The organism is Actinomadura kijaniata NBRC 14229 (assembly GCF_001552175.1).
GTDB classification, from domain to species: domain Bacteria; phylum Actinomycetota; class Actinomycetes; order Streptosporangiales; family Streptosporangiaceae; genus Spirillospora; species Spirillospora kijaniata.
In genome coordinates, this window is record NZ_BCQR01000055.1 from 40818 (window position 1) to 62967 (window position 22150).

At 73.6% G+C, this 22150-nt stretch carries 22 protein-coding genes, 1 tRNA gene and 1 pseudogene; 15 read left to right on the forward strand and 9 right to left on the reverse strand.

Annotated features, from left to right (window positions below):
• Positions 1 to 524: 524 nt before the first annotated feature.
• Positions 525 to 1349: a GntR family transcriptional regulator gene (locus AKI01S_RS18690; RefSeq protein WP_067819145.1), complete on the reverse strand. Its 825-nt coding sequence runs from the start codon at positions 1347 to 1349 to the stop codon at positions 525 to 527.
• A gap of 149 nt (positions 1350 to 1498) precedes the next feature.
• Here AKI01S_RS18690 and AKI01S_RS18695 point away from each other — a divergent pair, with 149 nt between their 5' ends.
• The 6 genes from AKI01S_RS18695 to AKI01S_RS18720 all read left to right on the forward strand — a co-directional run bounded on the left by AKI01S_RS18695 (position 1499) and on the right by AKI01S_RS18720 (position 8943).
• Complete coding sequence (locus AKI01S_RS18695; protein ID WP_067819062.1) at positions 1499 to 1717, forward strand: hypothetical protein; 219 nt, start codon at positions 1499 to 1501, stop codon at positions 1715 to 1717.
• A gap of 515 nt (positions 1718 to 2232) precedes the next feature.
• Complete coding sequence (locus AKI01S_RS18700; protein ID WP_218009722.1) at positions 2233 to 3600, forward strand: xylan 1,4-beta-xylosidase; 1368 nt, start codon at positions 2233 to 2235, stop codon at positions 3598 to 3600.
• Between the two features lie 87 nt (positions 3601 to 3687).
• Positions 3688 to 4953, forward strand: coding sequence for a cytochrome P450 (locus AKI01S_RS18705; protein WP_067819065.1), 1266 nt, complete (start codon positions 3688 to 3690; stop codon positions 4951 to 4953).
• Positions 4954 to 5015: 62 nt separating this feature from the next.
• The gene (locus AKI01S_RS18710; protein ID WP_083999805.1) at positions 5016 to 6215 is read left to right on the forward strand and encodes a GNAT family N-acetyltransferase; all 1200 of its coding nucleotides are present in this window, start codon (positions 5016 to 5018) and stop codon (positions 6213 to 6215) included.
• 109 nt (positions 6216 to 6324) lie between these two features.
• Positions 6325 to 8565: a 1,4-alpha-glucan branching protein GlgB gene (gene glgB, locus AKI01S_RS18715; RefSeq protein WP_067819071.1), complete on the forward strand. Its 2241-nt coding sequence runs from the start codon at positions 6325 to 6327 to the stop codon at positions 8563 to 8565.
• A gap of 9 nt (positions 8566 to 8574) precedes the next feature.
• Positions 8575 to 8943, forward strand: coding sequence for an ACT domain-containing protein (locus tag AKI01S_RS18720; protein WP_067819073.1), 369 nt, complete (start codon positions 8575 to 8577; stop codon positions 8941 to 8943).
• A gap of 37 nt (positions 8944 to 8980) precedes the next feature.
• Here the strand turns inward: AKI01S_RS18720 and AKI01S_RS18725 are convergent, their stop codons facing one another.
• Positions 8981 to 9853, reverse strand: coding sequence for an NUDIX domain-containing protein (locus AKI01S_RS18725; RefSeq protein WP_067819075.1), 873 nt, complete (start codon positions 9851 to 9853; stop codon positions 8981 to 8983).
• Positions 9854 to 9950: 97 nt separating this feature from the next.
• On the opposite strand from AKI01S_RS18725, the gene AKI01S_RS18730 reads away from it, so the two are divergent.
• From AKI01S_RS18730 to AKI01S_RS18745, 4 genes are all read left to right on the forward strand, one after another.
• Positions 9951 to 11312, forward strand: a complete 1362-nt coding sequence (locus tag AKI01S_RS18730; protein ID WP_067819078.1) for a serine/threonine-protein kinase — start codon at positions 9951 to 9953, stop codon at positions 11310 to 11312.
• Positions 11313 to 11376: 64 nt separating this feature from the next.
• The gene (locus tag AKI01S_RS18735) at positions 11377 to 11859 is read left to right on the forward strand and encodes a PaaI family thioesterase (protein ID WP_245681688.1); all 483 of its coding nucleotides are present in this window, start codon (positions 11377 to 11379) and stop codon (positions 11857 to 11859) included.
• Between the two features lie 32 nt (positions 11860 to 11891).
• Positions 11892 to 13595 carry a signal peptide peptidase SppA gene (gene sppA, locus AKI01S_RS18740; RefSeq protein ID WP_067819083.1) on the forward strand — a complete coding sequence of 568 codons (1704 nt, stop codon included), beginning with the start codon at positions 11892 to 11894 and terminating at the stop codon, positions 13593 to 13595.
• 11 nt (positions 13596 to 13606) lie between these two features.
• Positions 13607 to 14083, forward strand: coding sequence for a flavin reductase family protein (locus AKI01S_RS18745; RefSeq protein WP_067819150.1), 477 nt, complete (start codon positions 13607 to 13609; stop codon positions 14081 to 14083).
• 8 nt (positions 14084 to 14091) lie between these two features.
• Here AKI01S_RS18745 and AKI01S_RS18750 read toward each other — a convergent pair whose 3' ends face one another.
• Positions 14092 to 14739: a TetR/AcrR family transcriptional regulator gene (locus tag AKI01S_RS18750; protein ID WP_067819086.1), complete on the reverse strand. Its 648-nt coding sequence runs from the start codon at positions 14737 to 14739 to the stop codon at positions 14092 to 14094.
• A 138-nt stretch (positions 14740 to 14877) separates the two neighbouring features.
• On the opposite strand from AKI01S_RS18750, the gene AKI01S_RS18755 reads away from it, so the two are divergent.
• Together AKI01S_RS18755 and AKI01S_RS52850 are read left to right on the forward strand one after the other, a co-directional pair.
• A complete protein-coding gene (locus tag AKI01S_RS18755; RefSeq protein WP_067819089.1) occupies positions 14878 to 15240 on the forward strand; it encodes a hypothetical protein in 363 nt (120 codons plus the stop codon).
• A 137-nt stretch (positions 15241 to 15377) separates the two neighbouring features.
• Positions 15378 to 15539, forward strand: a complete 162-nt coding sequence (locus AKI01S_RS52850; RefSeq protein ID WP_218009723.1) for an SRPBCC family protein — start codon at positions 15378 to 15380, stop codon at positions 15537 to 15539.
• Between the two features lie 33 nt (positions 15540 to 15572).
• Here AKI01S_RS52850 and AKI01S_RS18765 read toward each other — a convergent pair whose 3' ends face one another.
• Entirely contained in the window at positions 15573 to 16121 is a 549-nt protein-coding gene (locus tag AKI01S_RS18765; protein ID WP_067819092.1) for a putative immunity protein, read from the reverse strand.
• A 266-nt stretch (positions 16122 to 16387) separates the two neighbouring features.
• On the opposite strand from AKI01S_RS18765, the gene AKI01S_RS18770 reads away from it, so the two are divergent.
• A complete protein-coding gene (locus AKI01S_RS18770) occupies positions 16388 to 16720 on the forward strand; it encodes a cupin domain-containing protein (protein WP_067819094.1) in 333 nt (110 codons plus the stop codon).
• Here the strand turns inward: AKI01S_RS18770 and hutI are convergent.
• Positions 16710 to 17873, reverse strand: a complete 1164-nt coding sequence (hutI, locus tag AKI01S_RS18775) for an imidazolonepropionase (RefSeq protein WP_067819097.1) — start codon at positions 17871 to 17873, stop codon at positions 16710 to 16712. The genes AKI01S_RS18770 and hutI overlap by 11 nt on opposite strands.
• Before the next feature lie 99 nt (positions 17874 to 17972).
• Here hutI and AKI01S_RS18780 point away from each other — a divergent pair.
• A tRNA-Sec gene (locus AKI01S_RS18780) sits at positions 17973 to 18068 on the forward strand.
• Here the strand turns inward: AKI01S_RS18780 and AKI01S_RS49290 are convergent.
• Positions 18062 to 19027, reverse strand: a pseudogene (locus AKI01S_RS49290) (helix-turn-helix transcriptional regulator); the annotation flags it as partial. The gene AKI01S_RS18780 and the pseudogene AKI01S_RS49290 sit on opposite strands and share 7 nt — an antisense overlap.
• A gap of 96 nt (positions 19028 to 19123) precedes the next feature.
• Here AKI01S_RS49290 and AKI01S_RS18800 point away from each other — a divergent pair.
• Complete coding sequence (locus AKI01S_RS18800) at positions 19124 to 20095, forward strand: Gfo/Idh/MocA family protein (protein ID WP_067819109.1); 972 nt, start codon at positions 19124 to 19126, stop codon at positions 20093 to 20095.
• Here AKI01S_RS18800 and AKI01S_RS18805 read toward each other — a convergent pair.
• From AKI01S_RS18805 to AKI01S_RS51755, 3 genes are all read right to left on the reverse strand, one after another.
• Positions 20067 to 20540, reverse strand: a complete 474-nt coding sequence (locus tag AKI01S_RS18805; protein ID WP_067819112.1) for a hypothetical protein — start codon at positions 20538 to 20540, stop codon at positions 20067 to 20069. The genes AKI01S_RS18800 and AKI01S_RS18805 overlap by 29 nt on opposite strands.
• Before the next feature lie 9 nt (positions 20541 to 20549).
• Positions 20550 to 21500, reverse strand: a complete 951-nt coding sequence (locus AKI01S_RS18810; protein WP_067819115.1) for a GlxA family transcriptional regulator — start codon at positions 21498 to 21500, stop codon at positions 20550 to 20552.
• Positions 21497 to 22150, reverse strand: a 654-nt coding sequence (locus tag AKI01S_RS51755) for an MFS transporter (RefSeq protein WP_369688728.1), incomplete at its 5' end; no start/stop codon positions are given. The genes AKI01S_RS18810 and AKI01S_RS51755, both read right to left, overlap by 4 nt.

The window sequence follows — 22150 nt, forward strand, 5'->3', positions numbered from 1 at the left end:
GCGGAGGCACACGCCGGGGCGTGGGGGCGAAGCCCCTGCCAGGGGTGTAGGGCGGAGCCCTGCCAGGGGTGCGGGGCGGAGCCCTGCCAGGGGTGCGGGGCGGAGCCCTGCCGGGGTCGTAGGGGCGGAGCCCCTGCCGGGGGTGTGGGGGCGGCGCCCCTGCCGGGGGTCCAAGGGGGCAGGCCCCCTTGCCAGGGTTCGCAGCACGCCGAAAGCGGAGCGCCAGCGAAGTCTTTCGGCGTGCGCGGGCCCGATGTGGGGGTTTGGGGGGACGGTCCCCCCAAGGCCAACACAGCCGCTTTCGCCGCAGGCCCGCGCGGACCACTAGCAATATCGGGGGTCTCCACGTACCCAACAACCCCAACCCACCAGAACCCCCGACACCCGCTTTCGCCCAGCCCCCACGCAGACCACCAGCAATATCAGGGGCCTATACGTCCCCAATAACCCCAGCTCGCCAAAGCCCCCAACCCTCACCACAGCCGCTTTCGCCGCCCCTCCCGCGCAGCCCGAACCCTGCCGGCTCACAGGTCGATCGCATAATCCAAGATCACCCGATCCGCCGGGATCACGATGTCCCGGCACACCTCCATCACCCGGCTGCCGGAGATCATGCGGCGGGTGATGGCGAACACCGGGACGCCGCCCGACATGCGCAGGGTCTCGGCCTCCTCGGGGGTGGGCATGCGGGAGCTGACGGCCTCCTCGATCCGGGTGGCGGGGTGGCCGAGCCAGGCGATCTGGGCGAGGGTGCCGCCCGGCCAGGGTTCGCGGGAGGGGTCGGCGACGGGGGTGTCGCCCACCAGGTCCCACGGCAGGTAGTTGACGGAGATCTGCTGGGGCTCGCCGCGCGAGTAGAACACGAACCGACGGCGCAGCAGTTCGGTCCCGGTCGGCAGCTCGAAGAGCCCGGCCAGTTCCGGCCCGGCGCGGGTGCGGCTGAACTCCTTGTCGAGCCGGTACTCGGACCAGGGGATCCGCTGGTCGTGGGTGAACGTGGTGGCCGGACGCACCTCGGGCCGAACACCCGTCCCGGTTCCGGCGCCGGCCCCGATGCCGGTTCCGGTGTCCGGTTGCGCGGCGGGCCGGGCGAATGTCCGGTACCGGTCCATCGCGATCCGCCGGGCGGGCGGGACGACCTTGACGACCGTTCCGCCGCCCCGCCGGGTCTCGACCAGGCCCTCGCCGCGCAGCAGCGCCACGGCCTGCCGGATCACGATCTCGGAGACGCCGTGCGCGGTGCACAGTTCGGCCATGGTCGGCAGCCGGGTGCCCGGCGGATAGACGCCGCTGCGGATCCCTTCCCGCAGGGTGTCGGCAATGCGCAGGTAGGCCGGCCGTTCCGGCACCGGCACCACCCCCTTCCGCCCGGGCCGTCACTCCCGTCTCCCGGGGGTGTCCCCCGGGAGACGGTCCGCTTACGGACAGCTTGACACCATCTTTAACCGAGTAAGACTTGTGTATACGAATAGGCCCGCTTGGCGAAAGGATGACCTTGATGGGCGACTTCGAGGATCTGAAGGCGGCCATCGAGAGCGAGTTCCCGGGTTGGCTGGTGTGGCGCAGCGACGCCGGCCGCTGGTACGCCACGCGCAGCGGCGATCTCACCGACGCCCAGTTGCAGGCGGGTTACGCGATGACGGTCGCGGCCGACGACGAGCCGGGTCTGCGCGAGCTGCTGCGCGAGCAGGCCGGGCGGGACGCCGGGAACGGCTGAGCGCACCGACGCGGACGCGCCGTGCGGCCCGGTCCGCGTACGGGGGCGGACCGGGCTCAGCGGACCGGGCGGACCACCCCGCCGGCACCGCGCTCCGCGCGATTCCCACCGCTTCCCCACCGATTTCCCACCTACATCCAGCCACCGGAAAACAACCACAAAACGCACCAACACGTCAGTGACTTGTGGCGCCGGAGTGACATAAGAGTCAAACCGGATAGGTGAGGCGGATGTCACCTCAGTGAAAGGGAAAAGTGACTCCGCGCTGACCCTTTCCGGCCACGCCGCGTGAGGCCGTCTCCTGTGCTGGAAGGTTGTCGCCAAGGGAGATCACAGGTAAGGCAGTTATGACGGTTCCGCCGACCACCCGGCCGAACCAGCCACCACCTCCCGGCGTTCTAACCAATACACCGGTTCCACCGGCGACGATATCCGGCCGTCCCATCGGCGAAGATCACGGCCGCCCCTTCTGGAGGCCCGTCTTGGAAGTCCGTCAGCGTACCCAGCCCACACGCGTGGCGCTGTTCCGCAACCGTCAGGGTCGGCACGGCCGTCCCCGCCGGCGGCTGTTCCTCATCGCGCTGGTGGCCGCCCTGACGGGGATGCTGACCGCCGCGATCTTCGTCTGGCTGGCCGGCGGGAGGCCGGACGGCACCGTGCGGTCGCTCGCCGCCCCGGCCGGCGAGGTGGCCCCGGGCGCGCCGAAGGGCTGGCCGTCGTGGGGGTTCACCCACACCCAGGAGAGCGTGGACCGCGAACGCGGCCCGCAGAAGGTCCTGGACGCCCTGTCCGGCCAGCCGATGCCGCAGGTCACCCCGATCATGGGGTGGGGCGTCGGCAACCCCCAGCCGCGGCCCGGCCAGTACGACTGGGCGTCGCTGGACCGGCGGATGGAGACCATCCGGCAGACCCGCGGCACCCCGGTCGTGACGCTGTGCTGCGGCCCCGACTGGATGAAGGGCGGCGCGGCGGGCGGCACCGACTGGTCGCGGCTGGAGGTGGCGATCCAGCCCAGGTTCTTCGACGACTACGCCCGGCTCGCCGCCGAGGTCGCCAGGCGGTACCCGGACGTCAAGCACTACACCGTCTGGAACGAGTTCAAGGGCTTCTGGAACCCGCAGGCCAACCGCTGGGACCACGAGGGCTACACCAAGCTCTACAACGAGGTCTACAAGGAACTGAAGAAGGTGGACTCCGACATCAAGGTCGGCGGCCCCTACATGGTCATGAACAGCAACGCGCCCGGCGTCGGCCCGCCGTCGGAGCTGCGCGGCTCCTGGGGCTCGATGGACCAGCGGAACCTGGACGCCCTCAAGTACTGGTACGAGCACAAGGAGGGCGCCGACTTCATCGCGGTCGACGGCCACGCGCTGCCGGTGCAGCGCAACGTGCAGCCCAACGAGTTCGAGGTGCTGACGAAGTTCTCCGACGTCACCCGTTGGCTGCGCGCGCTGGGCGACGAGGAGCTGCCGGTGTGGTGGGCCGAGTGGTACGTGGAGCCGGTCCCGTCCGACTGGACCGACGAGCGCCGCGGCGCGGTGCAGGTCGCCGCGATGATGGAGTTCATCCGGGGAGGCGCGGCCAGCGCGTTCTACTGGAGCCCGCAGACCACCACCGGCGCCGACTGCCCGGGCTGCCTGTGGTCGGGCCCGCAGGCGGGCGGAGCCCCCACCCCGAACCTGACGAACCTGCAGAACTTCACCCGCTGGTTCCCGCCCGGCACGAAGCTGCTGAACGTGAAGGCCGCCGACCCGGCGGTGCGGGTACTGGCACAGGACAAGCAGATGGTCATGGTCAACACGACCCCGCAGGGCAAGCGGACCCAGATCGAGGGCAAGCCGATCGACCTGGGCCCCTACGAGGTCCGCTGGGCCGCCCGCTGACCACCTGACCGAGTGGCCCGCGGACATCCCGCGAGCCCCAGAAGCTCCACAGACGCTCACAGACGCTCCACAGACGAAGGAGAACGCATGGCCCTGGGCTCCGCTCCGCCCGCCGGCATCGACGTGGTGGACATCGCGTTCTGGGACCGGCCGCCGGAGCAGCGGCTCGCCGACTTCGCGCGGCTGCGCGAGCGCGGCGCGCCGGTGTACTTCGCCGAGCCCCGCGTGCCGTTCGTCCGGTCCGGCAAGGGTTTCCACGCGCTGGTGCGGCACGCCGACGTCGTGGAGGCCAGCCGCAACGCCAAGGTCTTCTCCAGCGAACCGGCCGCGACGTCGCCGGAGCCGCCGCCGTGGCTGGCGAAGGTGTTCGGCACCCCGATGGTGAACATGGACGATCCCGAGCACGCGCGGCTGCGGCGGATCGTGTTCCGGGCGTTCACCCCGAAGATGCTCGCGACCATCGAGGACGAGGTCCGCGCCATCGCCGCCCGCATCGTCGACGACGTCGAGAAGCAGGGGCCGCGCGACTTCGTGTCGCAGGTCGCCGCCCCGTTCCAGCTCGCGGTGATCTGCGCGATGATGGGCATCCCCGAGCGGGTGCGGCCCTACGTGCTGTCGCGGGTCGACGCGATGACCGAGTACTCGGGGGTGCGCGGGTCCCTGGCCAGCCCGCGCACGCTGCGGCTGCTGTACGGCAACCTCAAGGCGATCGTGGACCTGCACCGCCTGGTCGCCCGGCTGGGCCGCGCCCGCCGCGCCGAGCCCCGCGACGACCTGGTGTCGGCGCTGGTCAACGCCAATCCCGACGGGGAGCGCCTGTCGATCCCGGAGCTGGGGTCGTTCTTCGACCTGCTGCTGGTGGCGGGCAACGAGACCACCCGCAACACCCTGTCGCACGGCCTGAGGCTGTTCACCGACCATCCCGAGCAGCGGGACCTGCTGATGGACGACTACGACGCCCGGATCGGCCCGGCGATCGAGGAGCTGGTCCGCTACGTGTCGCCGATCATCCAGTTCCGGCGCACGCTGAAGCAGGACCACGAGCTGAACGGGCACCCGTTCCGCGCCGGGGACAAGGTGGTGCTGTTCTACCTGGCGGCCAACCGCGACCCCGACGTGTTCGACGACCCCGACTCCCTCGACATCTCGCGCTCGCCCAACCCGCACGTGGCGTTCGGCGGACCCGGACCGCACCTGTGCCTGGGCGCGAACCTCGCCCGCATGGAACTGAAGATCATGTTCTGGGAGCTGTTCACGCGGTTGCCGGGGCTGCGTGCCACGGGCGAGCCGGAGTACCTGCTGTCCAGCTTCGACAACGGCATCACCCGCCTGCCGTTCACCTACGACCGTTGATCCGACCGTTGATCCGACCGTTGATCCGACCGCCGACCGTCCCCGCGCTTGGAGATCCTGAGATGCGAGTGTCCGTTGTCCGTCCGCGCGACCTCGGCGAGACCGAGCTGACCGCCTGGCGCAAGATGCAGGACGACCTGCCGCGCCTGGCGAACCCGTTCATGTCGGCCGGATACGCCCGGGCGGTCGACGAGGTGATCGACGGGGCGCGGGTGGCGGTGCTGCACGACGGCCCCGACCTGGTCGGTTTCTTCCCCTACGAGCTGCACGGCCGCCGCACGGCCGCCGCGGTCGGCGGCTGGCTGTCGCTCGGGCAGGGGCTGGTCCACGTTCCGGGCCTGGAGCTGGACGCGCGGGCGCTGCTGCGCGCGTGCGGGCTGGCGGCCTGGGAGTTCGGCACGGTGCTGCCGGGGCAGCCGTGGTTCGAACCGTATGTGACCAAACGGCTGGACTCGGCGGTGATCAGCCTGGAGGGCGGGTTCGACGGCTACTGCGGGTCGCTGAAGGAGAAGGGCTCCAAGGTCGTCAAGCAGACCCGGTACAAGGAGCGGAAGCTCGGCCGGGAGGAGGGCGAGGTGACGTTCGCGTTCGACGTGCGCGACGAGGAGTCCCTGGCCCTGGTGCGGCGGTGGAAGTCGGGCCAGTACCGGGCGATGGGCCGGGCCGACCGGTTCGCGCGGCCGTGGGTGGTGGAGCTGGTCGACCGGCTGCACCGCACCCACACCGACCGCTTCGCCGGGACGCTGTCGATGCTGTACGCGGGCGGGCGGCCGGTCGCGGGCCACTTCGGGCTGCGCAGCGACCACACCCTGGTGACCTGGTTCCCGGTGTACGACCCGGAGTTCTCCAAGTACTCCCCCGGCCTGATCCTGCACCTGCACATGGCCGAGCAGGCCGCCGCGATCGGCGTGCGGGAGATCGACATGGGGCCGTCGGTGGGCTGGCGGTACAAGCAGGAGTTGCAGAACCACGCGTTCCCGGTCGCCGAGGGCGTGGTGCGGACCCGGTCGGCGGCGGGCGCGGCCCACTGGGCGCGGCACGAGCCGGTCGCCCGCGCCCGCGACGCGGTCCTGAACAACCCGACCCTGTACGGCATGGCCGACCGGGCGATGCGCCGGTACGGGCGGTGGCGCTCCCGCGGGGAGGACACCGGCCCGCCCGAACGCGGGCGACGCGGCCGACGCCGCGCGTTCGGCCTCGGCGCGCTCCCGGCGGGCGCGGAGACGCTGCCGGAGAGTGCCGCCACGCTCATGATCTTCTGAAGATCGTCCCTTGGAACGGGAACGAGTCCGGGTCTGACATGTGAGGAACGCCGATCTCCGGGCACGGTAAAGGCGTCCAAGCCTTCCGGGACGAGGAGACCGTGAGCCCATGGCACGAGTGACCCGCGCGGAGATCGAACAGCTCGTCGGCGGTGCGCACCACGACCCGCACGCGGTGCTCGGCGCGCATCCGGGCCGCAACGGCGTGACCATCCGGGCGCTGCGCCCCATGGCGCAGCGGGTGGAGGTGGTCCTTCCCAGCGGCGACCGCAAGCGGCTCCGGCACGTCCACGAGGGCGTGTTCGCCGGGACACTGCCGGCGGAGGCCTCGCTGTCCGGTTCCGGACAGGACGACGCGCCGCTGGCCGTTCCCGACTACCGGCTGGCGGTGACCTACGGCGACGGGGTCGAGCAGGTCCAGGACGACCCCTACCGGCACCTGCCGACGCTCGGCGAGCTCGACATGCACCTGATCGGCGAGGGCCGGCACGAGGAGCTGTGGAAGGCCCTGGGCGCGCGGGTGCGGACCTACGCGTCGGCGTTCGGGCCGGTCACCGGGACGAGCTTCGCGGTGTGGGCCCCGACGGCGCGCGGGGTGCGGGTCGTCGGCGACTTCAACCACTGGGACGGGCGCGCGCACCCGATGCGGGCGCTGGGCTCGACGGGGGTGTGGGAGCTGTTCGTGCCCGGCGTGGGCGACGGGACCTGCTACAAGTACGAGATCCTCGGCGCGGACGGGCACTGGCGGGCCAAGGCCGACCCGATGGCGCAGGCCACCGAGGTCCCCCCGGCGACGGCGTCGAAGGTGTTCACCTCCTCCTACGAGTGGGCCGACGACGAGTGGATGGAGCGCCGCAAGGCGCGGCAGTGGATCCACGAGCCGATGAGCGTCTACGAGGTGCACCTCGGGTCGTGGCGCAAGGGCCTCAGCTACCGGGAGCTGGCCGAGGAGCTGCCCGCGTACGTGAAGGACATGGGCTTCACGCATGTGGAGTTCCTGCCGGTCGCCGAGCACCCCTACGGGCCGTCGTGGGGCTACCAGGTGACCTCCTACTACGCGCCGACCTCCCGGTTCGGCTCCCCCGACGACTTCCGGCTGCTGGTCGACCGGCTGCACCAGGAGGGCATCGGCGTGATCGTCGACTGGGTCCCGGCGCACTTCCCCAAGGACGAGTGGGCGCTGGCCCGGTTCGACGGGACCGCGCTGTACGAGCACGAGGACCCCAGGCTCGGCGAGCACCCCGACTGGGGGACGCTGGTGTTCAACTTCGGCCGCGCCGAGGTCCGCAACTTCCTGGTCGCCAACGCCTGCTACTGGCTGGAGGAGTTCCACATCGACGGGCTGCGCGTGGACGCCGTCGCCTCGATGCTGTACCTGGACTACTCCCGCGAGGAGGGCCAGTGGACGCCCAACATCTACGGCGGCCGCGAGAACCTGGAGGCGATCTCGTTCCTCCAGGAGATGAACGCGACCGTCTACAAGCGCGACCCCGGCGTCATGACGATCGCCGAGGAGTCCACGGCCTGGCCCGGCGTGACCCGCCCGACGCACCTGGGCGGCCTCGGCTTCGGGTTCAAGTGGAACATGGGCTGGATGCACGACACGCTGCACTACCTGGCGCGTGAGCCGGTGTTCCGGAACTACCACCACAACGAGATCACCTTCTCGCTGGTGTACGCGTTCTCCGAGAACTACGTGCTGCCGCTGTCGCACGACGAGGTCGTCCACCTCAAGGGGTCGCTGCTGGGCAAGATGCCCGGCGACGACTGGCAGAAGTTCGCGGGGCTGCGCTGCATGCTGGCCTACATGTGGTCGCATCCGGGCAAGCAGCTGCTGTTCATGGGCGGGGAGTTCGGGCAGGGCGCCGAGTGGGCCGAGGAACGCCCGCTGGACTGGTGGCTGCTGGAGAGCGCCACCGAGGGCGCGTTCCACATCGGCGTGCAGCGCCTGGTCCGCGACCTCAACGCCGTCTACCGCGCCGAGCCCGCCCTGTGGTCGATGGACAACGAGCCCGAGGGCTTCCAGTGGATCGACGGCAACGACGCCGGCGGCAACACCCTGTCCTACGTCCGCTACGGCCGGCCGGCCGGTGAGGGCGCGGAGCGCCCGACGATGGTGGCGGTGGTGAACTTCTCCGGCTCCCCGCACGAGGACTACCGGGTCGGGCTGCCGCACGCGGGCCGCTGGCGGGAGGTCGTCAACACCGACGCGTTCGAGTACGGCGGCAGCGGCGTCGGCAACATGGGGGTCGTCGAGGCGATCGAGGAGCCGCACCACGCGATGCCCGCCTCGGTGTGCATGCGGATCCCGCCGCTGGGCGCGGTGTGGCTGGCGCCCGAGCCGGATTAGAGTGACGGGATGCCGTCACTGCGCCTGCATGTCGTCCCCGACCGGTTCGCGGTCGAGCACCAGCCGAACTCCACGTTCCCCGAGGACGACGAGTGGGTGGCGCTGGTGCGCGCGCCCGAGGGCCTGACGGTGGTGCGCCAGGCCCCGCCGTTCGGCGCGTTCCAGCGGTGGGCCGGGTTCTACGGGGACGCGCACGGGCTGGACGTGCCGGGCATGCTCGCGTCGGTGGTGGCGCCGCTCGCCGAGGCGGGCATCTCGGTGTTCGTGACCTCGACCTACCACGCCGACCTGGTGCTGGTGCCCGAGGGTTCCCTGGAGGACGCGGTCAAGGCGCTCGGCGAGGCCGGGCACACGGTCGCCGTCCAGGGCGCCGGCTAGACCGCCACCGGGTCCGTCTCCGGGTCCGTCTCCGGGGTCACCGCCGGGGCAGGCGCTCCAGGAGCCAGCGGGGACCGATGACGGCCGCGCCCGCCGACTCGCAGCGCGCCCGCAGCTCCCGGTCGGCGGTCACGACCAGCGGGACGGTGTCGAGGTCGGTGTGGGCGGCCAGGTCGGCGATCAGGTCGTCGCCGCTGCCGGGCGCGGCCACGACCCGCACCCCGTCGCGGGGCTCGTCGGCGACCCGGCGGGCCGCCCCCTCCACCACCAGCACGGTCTCGGGATAGGCGACCTCGTAGGGGACCAGGCCGTCGGGCAGGCCGGTGACGCCCTCGGCCAGGGCGGCCAGGTCGTCGCGGAGGCGGGCGTTGGCCCCGGCGCGGTCCTTCCACCAGCCGTGGTCGGCGCGGGCGCCCACCACGTTGGCCCCGTCCACGATCACCACCAGGCGGGCCAGCGCGCCGCGCAGCGTCGGCCAGCTGCGGGCGAACGGCGAGAACAGCTTGCGCCGGTCCACCTCCTCCACCGGCACCCACTCGGCGCGGCGCGTCTCCCGCGAGGCGGGCTCCACCACCGGCCGGTGGTCCATCTCCCCGAACACGGTCGTGAACGCCCACCCGCCGTGGTCCTCGGTCCACGTCCCGTACAGCCGGACGCGCGAGGTGTCGAGCGTGGACTCCTCGGCGGTCTCCCGCAGCGCGGTGGCGACCGGGTCCTCCCGGGTGGCCATGCCGCCGCTGAACATGCCCCACGTCCCGCCGCCGCTGCCCCACCAGGCGCGCTGTTGCAGCAGCACCCGCTTGCGCCCGTCGCCCGGGTCGCGGTGGAAGACCATCAGCCCCGCCGCGCCGTGCCTGCCCCAGTGCACGTGCCCGAGGGCGCAGCGCCGCCAACCGTCGCCGTCTGCCATACCGCGACGATATCGGGTTGATGATCCCGGTACCGTGGTGTGCGGCCGGGGGACCGTGGAGCGACAACGGCGAGTCGCCGTGGGAAGGGACGCGCTGATGGTGGCCGTTTCGCCGCTGAGCCCCGACGATCCGCGCGAGGTCGGCCGCTGGCGGTTGACCGGCCGGCTCGGTGAGGGCGGGCAGGGCGTGGTCTACCTGGCAGAGGACCCCGCCGGGCGGCGCGTGGCGGTCAAGACGCTCAAGACGGCCGACCCGGAGGCGCGGGCGCGGTTCGCGCGCGAGATGGAGGCGGCGCGGCGGGTGGCGCCGTTCTGCACCGCCGCCGTGCTGGACTCCTCCGCCGACGCGGCGCGGCCCTACGTGGTCAGCGAGTTCGTGGACGGGCCGTCGCTCCAGCGGCGGGTGGCCGAGCAGGGCCCGCTGCGGGACGGCGACCTGGAACGCCTCGCCGTCAACACCGCCAGCGCCCTGGCCGCCATCCACGGCGCGGGCATCGTCCATCGCGACCTCAAGCCCGCCAACGTGCTGCTCGGCCCGGACGGGCCGCGCGTGGTGGACTTCGGGATCGCGCGGGCGGTGGACGCCGGCACCCGGACGCGGCCGGCGGGAACGCCGTCGTACTCCGCGCCCGAGTCGCTGGCGGGCCGTCCGCCGACGCCCGCGTCCGACGTGTTCTCGTGGGCGGGGACGATGGTGTACGCGGCGACGGGACGGCCGCCGTTCGGGCGGTTCGACCGCATGTCCGACGTCATGCACCGGATCGCCCACGAGCATCCCGATCTGGACGGGGTGCCGCCGTTCCTGCACGGGCTGCTGGCCGAGTGCCTGGACAAGGACCCGGCGCGGCGGCCGGCCGCCCGCGACCTGATGGTGCGCCTGGTGGACCCGTCGGCCGTTCCCTCGGCCCTTCCCTCGGTCGGGGGCGAGCCCACCGTGCCGTCGCGGCGGCGCGCGGGACGCGGCGTGCTGATCGCGGCCGGGGCCGGGCTGGCGGTCGTCGCGGCGACCGCCGGGATCTGGTTCGCCGTGAACGACCAGCGCGACCGCCCCGGGGAGAACGTCACCACGACCCGCACGGCGTCCCCCGACCCCACCCCCGGAGCCGGGGGCGGCACGAAGGTCCCGGCCGCGTTCGCCGGGACCTGGACCGGCACCATCGCCCAGCCGCCGGGCCTCGGCGCCCCCAACGGCACCAGCACCGACGCCACGGTCGTCCTGCGGGTCGGGGAGAGCCGCGGCGAGTCGGTCTACCGGGCGTGGGGCTGCACCGACACCCTCCAGGTCACCGCCGTGGACGGCGACACCCTCCGGCTCCAGGAGACGCCGAAGAACACCCACGGCACCACCGGCTTCTGCGTCGGCGGAAGCCTGACGCTGCGGCTGGTGGACGGCAGGCTCCGCTACGAGTCCGCCGGGCTCAGCGGCACCACCTCCGGCACGCTCGGCCGGTCCGGGTGACGCACGGCACAGCGGCACGGACCGGTCTCCGAATAGAGTTCAGTCGAAGATCGAACGACCGGGAGTGCCGTTGAGCGTCGAGACCCCGCCCGAACACGCCGAGATGTGGAACACGCTGTCGGGGGCCGAGCTGATCCAGGCCATCGGCGACGGCCGCTTCCCCGAGGTCTCCGACGTGGCCCACTACATCGGCCAGCGGATCGACACGGCCGAGCCCGGCCGCGTCGTGATCTCCTGGACGCCCGGCGAGCACCTCTGCAACCCCGGCGGGACCGTGCACGGCGGCTTCATCGCCACCATCCTGGACAACGCCGTCTGCTTCGCCTCCGCCAGCACCGGCGAGCACTTCGTCCCGCAGCTCACCCTCAACCTGAACATCGACTACCTGCGCGCCGTCCTGGCCGGGGGGACCTACACCGTCACCGGGACCTGCGTGCACCCCGGCGGCACCCGCCTGTTCTCCACGGCCGTCATCACCGACGCCGACGGCCGCCCGGTCGCGCAGGCGTCCGGCAGCACGATCCCGAACCGGGCGTTCGCCCGCTGAGCGGACCGGCGCCGAGCACATAGGCTGGGCGCATGGTGGATCCCGGTTCGGTCATCAACGTCATCAAGCAGGCGCGCGAGAAGCGGACCGCGCCCCTGGTGCTGGAACTCGACCTCACCGACGGGCTCGTGGAGACCCCGCCCGCCGATCCCCTCACGGCGATGCTGGCGATGCGCCGCACCCACCTGCGCGACGTGCTGGACGGGCTGCGCCGCGCCCGCGCCGACAGCCGGGTCCGCGCCGTCGTCGTCAAGGTCACCGGCGGGGTCGGGATGGCGCTGGTCCAGGAGATCCGCGACGCGGTCACCGCCGTTCGCGAGGCGGGCAAGCTCACCGTGGCCTGGACCGAGACGTTCGGCGAGAGCGGGCGCGGGACCGTGCCGTACTACCTGGCCACCGCGTTCGAGAAGGTCTGGATGCAGCCGACCGGCGAGGTCGGGCTGACCGGCATGGCGCTGGAGGAGCCGTTCCTGGCCGGGGCGCTGGAGAAGGCCGGCGTCAAGCCGCAGTTCGGCCAGCGCCACGAGTACAAGACCATGGCGAACACCTTCGTGCGCAAGGGCTACACGCCCGCGCACGAGGAGTCCTCTCGGCGGCTGGTCGCCTCCTACGTCGAGCAGATCACCGAGGGGATCGCCACCGCGCGCGGCCTGTCGGTCGAGAAGGTCCGCGAGCTCATGGACCGGGGCCCGCTGCTGGCCGCCGACGCCCTGGAGAACGGCCTGGTCGACCGGCTCGGCTACCGCGACGAGGTCTACGCCGACCTGCGCGAACGGTTCGGGCCGACCGCGCAGCTGAAGTTCGTCACCCGCTACAGCCGCTCCCACGGCCTGGCCAGGAAGCTGCCGCAGCCCGGGAAGCAGGACGCGGTCGCGCTCATCAACGGCCAGGGCCCGATCCGCCTCGGCCGGTCCGGGCGCGGCGGCCCGCTGCCCGGCCAGGGCCCGGCGATGGGGTCGGACACGATCGGCGCGGCGTTCCGCGCGGCCGTGCGGGACGACTCGGTCAAGGCGATCGTGTTCCGGGTCAACAGCCCCGGCGGCTCGGCCGTCGCCTCCGACGCGATCTGGCGCGAGGTGAACCTCGCCCGCCGCGCGGGCAAGCCCGTGATCGTGTCGATGGGCAACGTCGCCGCGTCCGGCGGCTACTACGTCGCCATGGCCGCCGACACCATCATCGCGCAGCCCGGCACGCTCACCGGCTCGATCGGCGTGGTCATGGGCAAGCCCGTGATCAGCGGCCTGCTGGACCGGCTCGGCATCGCGATGGGGCACGTCTCCGAGGGCGCGCACGCCCGGATGCTGAGCATGACCAAGGAGTTCGACGAGTCGGAGTGGGAGCGCGTCAACGCCTCCCTCGACGCGATCTACGCCGACTTCACCGCCAAGGTCGCCGAGGGCCGCGGCCTGTCCCCCGAGCAGGTCGACGAGGTCGCCCGCGGCCGGGTGTGGACCGGCGCGGACGCCCGGCGGCACGGCCTGGTGGACGAGCTGGGCGGGCTGGACCGGGCGCTGGAGCTGGCCCGCAAGAAGGCCGGGCTCGCCGCCGACGCGCCGGTCCGGGTGTTCCCGCACTCCTCCCCGCTGGACCGGCTGCGCCCGGCCGAGTCCAGCGAGGACCGCACCGCCGCCACCGCCCGCTTCGACGGCTGGGGCTCGCTGTCGGGGGTGGCCGCCCGCCTCGGCCTGCCCGCCGCCGGTCCGCTGGCCCTGCCCGGAAACTGGGAGATCCGCTGAACGCGCAGCCCCTGACCCCCGGCGACTTCACCGACGCCGTCGCGGGGTTCGCCACCGGCGTGGTGGTGCTGACCGTCCGGGACGGCCGCGACGACCTGGGCACGACCGTCACGTCGTTCATGTCGGTGTCGCTCGAACCGCCGATGGTCCTGGCGGGCGTCGCGGCCGGGTCCTACCTGGCCGAGGTCCTGGACCGCCGGGACCGCTGGGCGGCGACGGTGCTCAGCGCGGGCCAGCGCGCCCTGGCGGGCCGCTTCGCCGCCGAGGGCCGTCCCGGCGCGCGCCTGCTGCTGGCCTCCGAGCCGCACCACCGGGGCCCGCTGTCGGAGGCGCTGATCCCCGACGGCGGGCTGGCGGCCCTGGAGTGCGAGACCCGGCGGCGCATCGACGCGGGCGACCACCGCCTGTACGTGGCCGAGGTCCTGTCGGCGGACTACGTCGCCCGCCGCCGCGACCCGCTGATCCGCGTCAACCGCCGGTACGTCTGAGCCGCCGGTCAGCGCGCGAGCAGGTCGTCCAGTTCGGAGGCGAACAGCAGCGCGGGGTCGAACCCCATGCCGGTGAAGTGACCGGCGAGCTCCAGGGACAGGACGCCGTGCAGCCGGGTCCAGAAGGCCAGGGCCCGGCGCAGGGCCGCGGGCGGGGCGGGGTGGCCGCCCGCCCAGTCCCGGTGGTCGCGCAGGTGGGCGTCGAACGGCGTGGCGGGGCCGTCCGGGGCCGACGCCGCGCAGGCGTCGAGCAGGACCGCCATGATCTCGCTGGAGATGGCCGTGGTGTCGTCGGGCGCCCGGTAGCCGGGCACGGGGGTGCCGTAGACGAGGAAGTACCGCTGGGGGTCCGCCAGGGCCCAGGCGCGTACGGCGTGCGCCAGCCCGGCCAGGTCGGCGCCCGCGGCCGACGCCGAGCGCAGGGTGTCGGCCAGGCCGCGGTAGGCGTCCGCGACCAGCTCGGTGATCAGCTCGTCGCGACCGGCGTAGTAGCGGTAGAGCGCGGGGCCGCTCATGCCCATCTGCTTGGCGATGGCGTTGAGGGAGAGCGCCGACGCCCCCGCCGTGGCGATCTGCTGCCAGGCGCGTTCCTTGATCTCCGCGCGGATCTGGGTGCGGTAGCGCTCGCGCGGGGTCCGCGCGTTCGTCTCCGCCATGCGCCGCCGCCTTCCTCCAGAGCTACACCACCAAGAATTAGTGAGAAGGTATCACGGTTTCTGTTGACACTCCCTCGCCCGTACGGTTATAACTTCTAACAGAAGCGAGTATCCGTAACAGCAGCCGAAGGGAACGTCATGACCACCACCTCCCAGCCGCCCGCCCGCACCGGCCGGCGCACTCCGCGGGCGGTGATCCTCGCCGCCTGGGCGATCCCCGTCATGGTCCTCGGCCAGTTCGCCCTGCTGGCGGGCGTTCCGGTCGCGATCGCGCTGGTCGGCGCCCTGCGCCGCACCCGCGACCGGGCGGTCCGCCGGGCGGCCGCGCTGGTGGCCGTCGCGTACGCGGTCCCGCTGACCGTCTGGCTGGCGCGGCCCGACGGCGCGCCGAGCCTGTCCAAGGACATCCACCCCGCGTTCGTCGGGCTGATCGTCGCCGCGTCCGCCGCGCTCGTCCTCGCCGTCCACCGGCCGGGTCCCCGGCGTCTTCCGGCGCGCTGACGCCACCGCGAAGACCGCCCCCGACGCCCCCCACCACCCTGGTCATCACCTCGACCGTCGGGCAGCTCGAACGGCACGCCTGCATCCGCTGGACCGGCCCCGCCGTCGGCGAGGGACTGCGCGTCGACGGCGTCCACGTGTGGACGTTCACCAAGGTCAGGGACGGCGTCCTCGTGCGCACCGAGGAAACCCACACCGGTCCCCAGGTCGATGCCGACGTCCCCCTCGCGGCCGAGATCCTCGGCAGGGGCCTCAAGGCGTGGCCGAGCGACCTGAAGGCCGCCGCCGAAGCCCGCTGAGATCCGCGAGGGGCGCCCGGGGACGGACGCCCCTCAACCCCCGCTCCGGAGCGACGCGTCCAACTGGCGGATCAGTTCCCCGACCCGCCCACCGCCGGGCGGGGCGGCCGGGTAACGCCGCAGGACGTCCACCACGACGGGAGGCGTGAGGGTCCGCGACTGCTCGATGTGGTCGGCCCCGACCGAGGGATCGTCTCCGGCGGAGAGTTCGAACGCCCGCGCGGCGTGGGCGGCCGCGCCGAGGATGTGCTTGACCTGGGTCGCCTTCGCCAGGGGGTGGAGGTACGCCGCGCCGGCCGCCGCCAGGGCCGCGCGCGCCGCGTCGCTCGCCGCGCCCTGCCCCGCGTCCCGGGCCTCCCGGGCCGCCCGCTGCGCCGCCCACGCGTTGTCCCGGATCGCCTTGGACCGCCGGGCCCCCTCCGCGAACGCCCGCGCGACGTCGATCGCGTCCCGCGGGCGCCGGTCGTCGGGGCAGGCCCGCTCGAAGATCACCAACGCGGGCCGCGCGCACGCCACCGCGTAACGGGTGACCTCGCGGAGTTCGGACATGCTGAGCTCGATCGTCGTGGAGTCGTCCGCCATGGGTCCGTCCTTTTACACCGGGGCCGAAGTCCCTTCGACTGTAACTTTGAACGCCCGGTGTAAGGTTTCGCGCGAATTTCCACGGCTAACGAAGGAATACCTTCAAACCGCGGTTGCGCTCCCTCGATCCCGCACACGGCGTGACCACCCTCCGCGGACGGCTCCACCGCGTCCAATCCGGCGGCGCGGGGACTCCGGAATGGCCAGCGGATCTCGCCCCCGCCGCCGCTACGCTCTGCGCAACGTTCCAGAAGCGAGGAGAGACCATGTCGTTCGCCGTGTCGGTGACCGCCGCCGAGCTGGAGCCGGACACCCTGGACCCGGCCAGCGTCGTCGCGGGCAGCCCGGAGGTCTCCACCCTGGTCCTGCACGCCGACGACCGGGTGGAGCGCGGCATCTGGCAGATCACCCCCGGCACGGTCACCGACACCGAGGCCGACGAGATCTTCACGGTGGTCACGGGCCGCGCCACGATCGAGATCGAGGACGGCCCGACCCTGGAGGTCGGCCCCGGCGACGTGGGCGTCCTCACCGCCGGAGCCCGCACCACCTGGACCGTCCACGAGACCCTGCGCAAGACCTACCAGCTCACACTCTGACGCCGGCCTTGAAGACGGCGGCGACCTGTGGCACGCCCGGCCGGTAGGCCAGGTGGATGCGGGAGGGCGCGTCCAGCACGAGGACGTCGGCGCGGGCGCCCTCCCCGAGCCGTCCCACGTCGGTCCGCCGCAGGGCCCGCGCGCCCCCGGCGGTGGCGGCCCACACGGCCTCGTCCGGGGTCATCCGCATGTCCCGCACGGCGACCGCGATGCAGAAGGCCATGCTGGAGCTGTAGCAGGAGCCGGGGTTGCAGTCCGACGCCAGGGCGACGGTGGCCCCGGCGTCGATGAGCCGCCGGGCGTCCGGGTAGGGCTGCCGGGTGGAGAACTCGACGCCCGGCAGCAGCGTCGCCACGGTCTCCGAGGAGGCGAGCGCGTCCACGTCGGCGTCGCCGAGGAACGTGCAGTGGTCGGCCGAGGCCGCCCCCAGCTCCACGGCGAGCCGGACGCCCGGCCCCTCGCCGAGCTGGTTGGCGTGCACGCGGGGCAGGAGCCCGGCCTTGATCCCGGCCTGGAGTACCTCGCGCGCCTGGTCGGCGTCGAACGCGCCCCGCTCGCAGAACACGTCGATCCACCGGGCGTGCGGCGCGCAGGCGGCGAGCATCTCCCCCGAGACGAGGCGGACGTACTCCTGCGGGTCGTCGGCGTACTCGGCGGGCACGACGTGCGCCCCGAGGAACGTCACCTCGTCCACGATCTCCGCGGCGATCCGGACGGCGCGTTCCTCCTGCTCGACGTCCAGCCCGTAGCCGGACTTGCACTCGACGGTGGTGGTGCCCTGCCGGGCCATCTCGTCGACGAGCCGCCGGACGTTGGCGCGCAGCTCGTCGTCGCCGGCGGCGCGGGTCCTGGCCACGGTCGTCCGGATGCCTCCGGCCTTGTAGGGCTGTCCGCTCATCCGCGCGGCGAACTCCTCGGCGCGTTCCCCCGCGAACACCAGATGGGCGTGCGAGTCCACGAACCCGGGCAGCACGGCGCGCCCGGCGGCGTCGAGGACCTCGTCGGCCTCGGGCGCGTCCGCCGAGGACCCGACCCAGGCGACCGTTCCGCCGTCGAGCACGAGCGCCGCGTCGCGCAGCACCCCGAGCGGCCCCTCCCCGACGCCGGGCTCGTTGGTGACCAGTTCCCCGATGTTCCTGATGAGAGTGCTCACCCGATCAGCATCGCACCGGCGCGGCGCGGGCGGACGCGGCGCGCCGCCGCTTCCGTCTCGGGTCCGAGACACCCGGGCGGGCCGCTAGGGTCTCTGTCCGGAGGCGAGAGGGTGCCTGGTGGCCCCCGCGGTCTTCAAAACCGTAGGTCGCGAGTATCTCGGGACGGCGGGTTCGATTCCCGTTCGCCTCCGCCACCCGCCATGACGGCGGCGCGGTCGCCCAGCGCGGCCAGCTCCGCCGCGACCTCCGGCGGGTCCAGCAGGGTGCAGGGCACCGGCAGGAGCAGCAGGCGGTGGGCCAGGCGCCCCGGGGAGTCCGGGGGCGTCGTCAGGCGGCAGGACGCGGCGTCCACCGGTTCCAGGGTCCCCTGCCAGGCGGGGACGCAGGGGGCGGCCTCCCCGATCGGGGCGTGCAGGAGGACCCGCGCGCGGACCGTTCCGCCGGAGCTCCGCTCCAGGGAGCGCGCCACCCAGGTCGCCGCGTCCACGCCGCCGAGCAGTTCGCGGGGCGGGACGCGAACGCCCGTGCGGTGGAGTCCGGCCATGCGGTCCACGCGGAACGTGCGCCAGGCGGCGCGGTCCTCGTCGAAGGCCACCAGGTACCAGCGGCGGCCCAGCGCCACCATCTGGTGGGGTTCGGCCAGGCGGCGGGCGGAGTCGCCGTCGGCCCTGGTGTAGGCGAAGCGGATCCTCTCGTGGGCCGTGACCGCCGACGCCAGGGCGGCGAGGGTCGCGGGGTCGGCGGTCGGGCCCTCGGCGGGCGGCGCGGTGACGGCCGCGTCCGACAGCGCCGCGACGCGGCGCCGGAGGCGTGCGGGCAGGACCTGCTCCAGCTTCGCCAGCGCGCGCAGCGAGGCGTTCTCGATGCCGGTGACCGCCGTGGTCGCGGCGGTGCGCAGGCCGATGGTGATCGCGATGGCCTCCTCGTCGTCCAGCAGCAACGGCGGCATCGCCGCGCCCGCGGTGAGGCGGTAGCCGCCGGTGTTGCCGTGCGTGGCGTGGATGGGATAGCCCAGCTCGCGCAGGCGTTCCACGTCGCGGCGGATCGTGCGGGTGGTGACGCCGAGGCGTTCGGCGAGCTCGGTCCCCGACCACTCGCGCGGGGTCTGGAGGAACGACAGCAGCCGCAGCAGCCGGGCCGACGGATCGCGCATGGGTCCATGATGCCGTCCCAGTAGGACGTTCGGTGTCCTGTTGCCCGCCTACGGTCGGTGGAGACGAAGGAGAACCACCGTTCGGAGGGGGAAGCGATGAAGGTCGCGTTGCTGGGCACCGGGTTCGGGCGGGCCCACGCCGCCCTCTACCACCGCAGTCCGCGCGTGGACGAGGTCGTCGTCTTCGGCCGGACCCCGGAGAAGCTGGCGAGGATCGCCGCCGACCACGGCTTCGCGACCACCACCGACCTCGACTCGGTCTACGCCGATCCCGACGTGGACCTGGTGGACGTCTGCCTGCCGGTCCCGCTGCACGCCGCCCACGCGGTCCGCGCCATGGAGGCGGGCAAGCACGTCCTGTGCGAGCTGCCCCTGGCCGCCGACCTGGACGAGGCCCGCCGCGTCGCCGAGGTGCGGGAGGCGACGGGCAGGCAGGCGTTCGTGGACATGTTCGCCCGTTTCGACCCGGCCACCGAGCACCTGCTCGCCGCCGTCGCCGACGGCCGCCACGGCGAGCTGCGGACGCTGGAGTTCGAGACCCGGGCGGCCCTGCTGTGGCCGGGCGCGACCATCGGACTGGACGTCATGGCCCTGGAGGTCCTCCACTCCGACCTCGACGTCATCGTCGCGGCCCTCGGGGCGCCGCGGTCGGTCACCGCGGCGGGGGTGGACGCGGGCGACGGCCGCTCGGCGGCCGAGGTGCTGCTGGACTACCCCGGCCGGCTGGTCCGCTGCCTCGGCTCGTCGCTGAACCCGGTCGCGTTCGGCATGAGCGGCGGCTTCCGCGCCTCGTTCACCGGCGCCACCCTGGTCCGTTCCTTCTCGGGAGCCCCCGGGCACGGGATGACCGGCACGCTCACCGAGTACACCGCGCAGGGGGTCCGGACGGTCGACCTGCCCGGGCGCGACACCTACGCGGCGGTGATCGACCACGTCCTGGACTGCCTGGAGGGCCGGGCCGACAACCGGATCTCCCCGGCGAGCGTCCTGGACGGCCTGAAGGTCACCCTCGACGTCCACCACGCCCTGACCGGCGGTTTCACGGGGTCCCGTCGCGCAGCGCGGTGACGACGGCGGTCAGTTCGGGGGTCTGGGTGCGGGGGAAGTGGAGGTGGGCGGTGGGCGCGAGCGTGAAGCCGCGGTCCCCGTCATGGCGCACCGCGACGTCCACCCGCCACGCCTCCGGGCCCCAGCGGGCCGTGACCCGGTCCCGGAACGGCGTCGCCGCCAGCGCGTTCAGGAACGCGAGCGCGTCCGGGCGCGGCATCTTCAGCCACGCGTAGCCGCGGTAGAACGCCGCGAACGCCTCGGTGGCGTGGTCGGGCGCCCGGTCCCCCAGCGCCCGCAGCGCGTCGGCGGCGTCCCCGAGGTCCTGGCAGGATCCCGCCGTGGCCCATCCTCCGGCCCAGACGGCGCGCACCAGCGGGACCAGCTCGACGTCGACGTCCACCGCCGTCCCGTCGGGCGCGGTGAGGGGTTCGGTGGGGTGGACGCCGGGCGGTGGTGAGGTCATGGGACGTTCCTACCCTCGGAACGTGCGGCGGTAGGAGCGCGGCGACACCCCCACCGTCTCCCTCATGCGGCGGCGCAGGGAGGCGGCGGTGCCGAGGCCCACGTCCGCGGCGACGCGCTCCACCGGCAGGTCGGTGGTCTCCAGGAGCTGGCGGGCCCGCTCGACGCGCTGGCGCAGCAGCCACCGGGCGGGCGACATCCCGACCTCCTCGCGGAAGCGGCGGGTGAACGTCCGCACGCTCACCGACTCCCGCTCGGCGAGGTCGCGCAGGGAGATCGGCCGGTCCAGATGGCGCAGGGCCCAGGCGCGGGCCGCGCTCGTCGAGGGCGAGCCCGGCTCGGTCACGGGCCGGGGGATGTACTGGGCCTGCCCGCCGTCGCGGTGGGGCGGGACGACGGTGCGGCGGGCCACGTCGTTGGCGACCGCGGCCCCGTGGTCGGTGCGGATCATGTGGAGGCACAGGTCGATCCCGGCGGCCTCCCCCGCCGAGGTCAGCACGTCGCCCTCGTCGGTGTAGAGCACGTCGGGGTCCAGCCCGACCCGCGGGAACAACCGCCGGAACCGCTCGGCGGACTTCCAGTGCGTGGTCGCCCGCCGCCCGTCCAGCAGTCCGGCCGCCGCCAGCACGAACGCGCCCGTGCAGATCGAGGCGATCCGCGTCCCCGGCCGGACGCGGGCCAGCGCTGCCCGCAGCGGCTCGTCCAGCCGGTCGGTCTCGTCGGCCCCGTGCGCGGCGGGGACGACCACCGTGCGCGCCGCCGCAAGCGTCCCGGGCCCGCGCGGCACCCGCACCGCGAAGTCGGCGTCGGTGCGCACGTCGCCCGGCTCGGGCGTGCAGGTCACCACCTCGTACAGCGGCTCCCCGCCGGCCCGGGCGCTCCCGAAGAGCTGGTGGACGATGCCGAGCTCCAGCGGCATCACCCCCGGGCGCACCAGCACCGCCACCACATGACGCGTCATGCGGTGATCCTTCCGGGCGGGACCCGCCGCAAACCCGCCGCCATCGCCGCGGCGACCAGGCACAGCGCCCCGGCCCCGGCCCACATCGGCGTGTACTCCCCGGACGCGTCCCGCACGACGCCCCCGGCCAGCGCCATCATCCCGGCCCCGAGCTGGTGGGCGGCCAGCGTCCAGCCGAACACCACGGCGCTCTCCCGCTCGCCGAACCGCTCGCGCACCGCGCCGAGCGCGATGGTCGGCGGCACGGTCGCGACGTCCAGCATCCCGAACACCACCGCGAACGCCACCAGCGACGGCCGCACCTGCGGCCCCAGCAGCGCGGGCAGCGCCAGCAGCGCCCCGCTCCGCAGCGCGTAGTACCCGGCCAGCAGCCACCGGGGGTCGTACCGGTCGGTCAGCCACCCCGACGCGACGGTCCCCGCGACGTTGCACACCCCGATCACGGTCAGCACCGACGCCGCCGCCGGGGCCGCCATCCCGTGGTCCCCGGCCGCCGCGACGAAGTGCGTCCACATGACGCCGTTGGTGGACATCCCGCAGATCGCGAACGTGCCCGCCAGCAGCCAGAACGTCCGCGTCCGCGCCGCGCTCCGCAGCACCGCCACCGCGCCCGGCCGCGCGCCGCCGTGCGCGCCGCCCCGCCCGCCGGG

What these genes read in the sequence shown, in the direction of transcription:
- AKI01S_RS18800 (WP_067819109.1), top strand. Translation starts at nt 19,124, where the DNA reads ATGAAGGTCGCGTTGCTGGGCACCGGGTTCGGGCGGGCCCACGCCGCC.
- AKI01S_RS18695 (WP_067819062.1), top strand. Translation starts at nt 1,499, where the DNA reads ATGGGCGACTTCGAGGATCTGAAGGCGGCCATCGAGAGCGAGTTCCCG.
- AKI01S_RS18720 (WP_067819073.1), top strand. Translation starts at nt 8,575, where the DNA reads ATGCCGTCACTGCGCCTGCATGTCGTCCCCGACCGGTTCGCGGTCGAG.
- AKI01S_RS18725 (WP_067819075.1), bottom strand. Translation starts at nt 9,853, where the DNA reads ATGGCAGACGGCGACGGTTGGCGGCGCTGCGCCCTCGGGCACGTGCAC.
- AKI01S_RS18765 (WP_067819092.1), bottom strand. Translation starts at nt 16,121, where the DNA reads ATGGCGGACGACTCCACGACGATCGAGCTCAGCATGTCCGAACTCCGC.
- AKI01S_RS18705 (WP_067819065.1), top strand. Translation starts at nt 3,688, where the DNA reads ATGGCCCTGGGCTCCGCTCCGCCCGCCGGCATCGACGTGGTGGACATC.
- AKI01S_RS18750 (WP_067819086.1), bottom strand. Translation starts at nt 14,739, where the DNA reads ATGGCGGAGACGAACGCGCGGACCCCGCGCGAGCGCTACCGCACCCAG.
- sppA (WP_067819083.1), top strand. Translation starts at nt 11,892, where the DNA reads ATGGTGGATCCCGGTTCGGTCATCAACGTCATCAAGCAGGCGCGCGAG.
- AKI01S_RS18810 (WP_067819115.1), bottom strand. Translation starts at nt 21,500, where the DNA reads ATGACGCGTCATGTGGTGGCGGTGCTGGTGCGCCCGGGGGTGATGCCG.
- AKI01S_RS18710 (WP_083999805.1), top strand. Translation starts at nt 5,016, where the DNA reads ATGCGAGTGTCCGTTGTCCGTCCGCGCGACCTCGGCGAGACCGAGCTG.
- AKI01S_RS18755 (WP_067819089.1), top strand. Translation starts at nt 14,878, where the DNA reads ATGACCACCACCTCCCAGCCGCCCGCCCGCACCGGCCGGCGCACTCCG.
- AKI01S_RS18805 (WP_067819112.1), bottom strand. Translation starts at nt 20,540, where the DNA reads ATGACCTCACCACCGCCCGGCGTCCACCCCACCGAACCCCTCACCGCG.
- AKI01S_RS18730 (WP_067819078.1), top strand. Translation starts at nt 9,951, where the DNA reads ATGGTGGCCGTTTCGCCGCTGAGCCCCGACGATCCGCGCGAGGTCGGC.
- glgB (WP_067819071.1), top strand. Translation starts at nt 6,325, where the DNA reads ATGGCACGAGTGACCCGCGCGGAGATCGAACAGCTCGTCGGCGGTGCG.
- AKI01S_RS18770 (WP_067819094.1), top strand. Translation starts at nt 16,388, where the DNA reads ATGTCGTTCGCCGTGTCGGTGACCGCCGCCGAGCTGGAGCCGGACACC.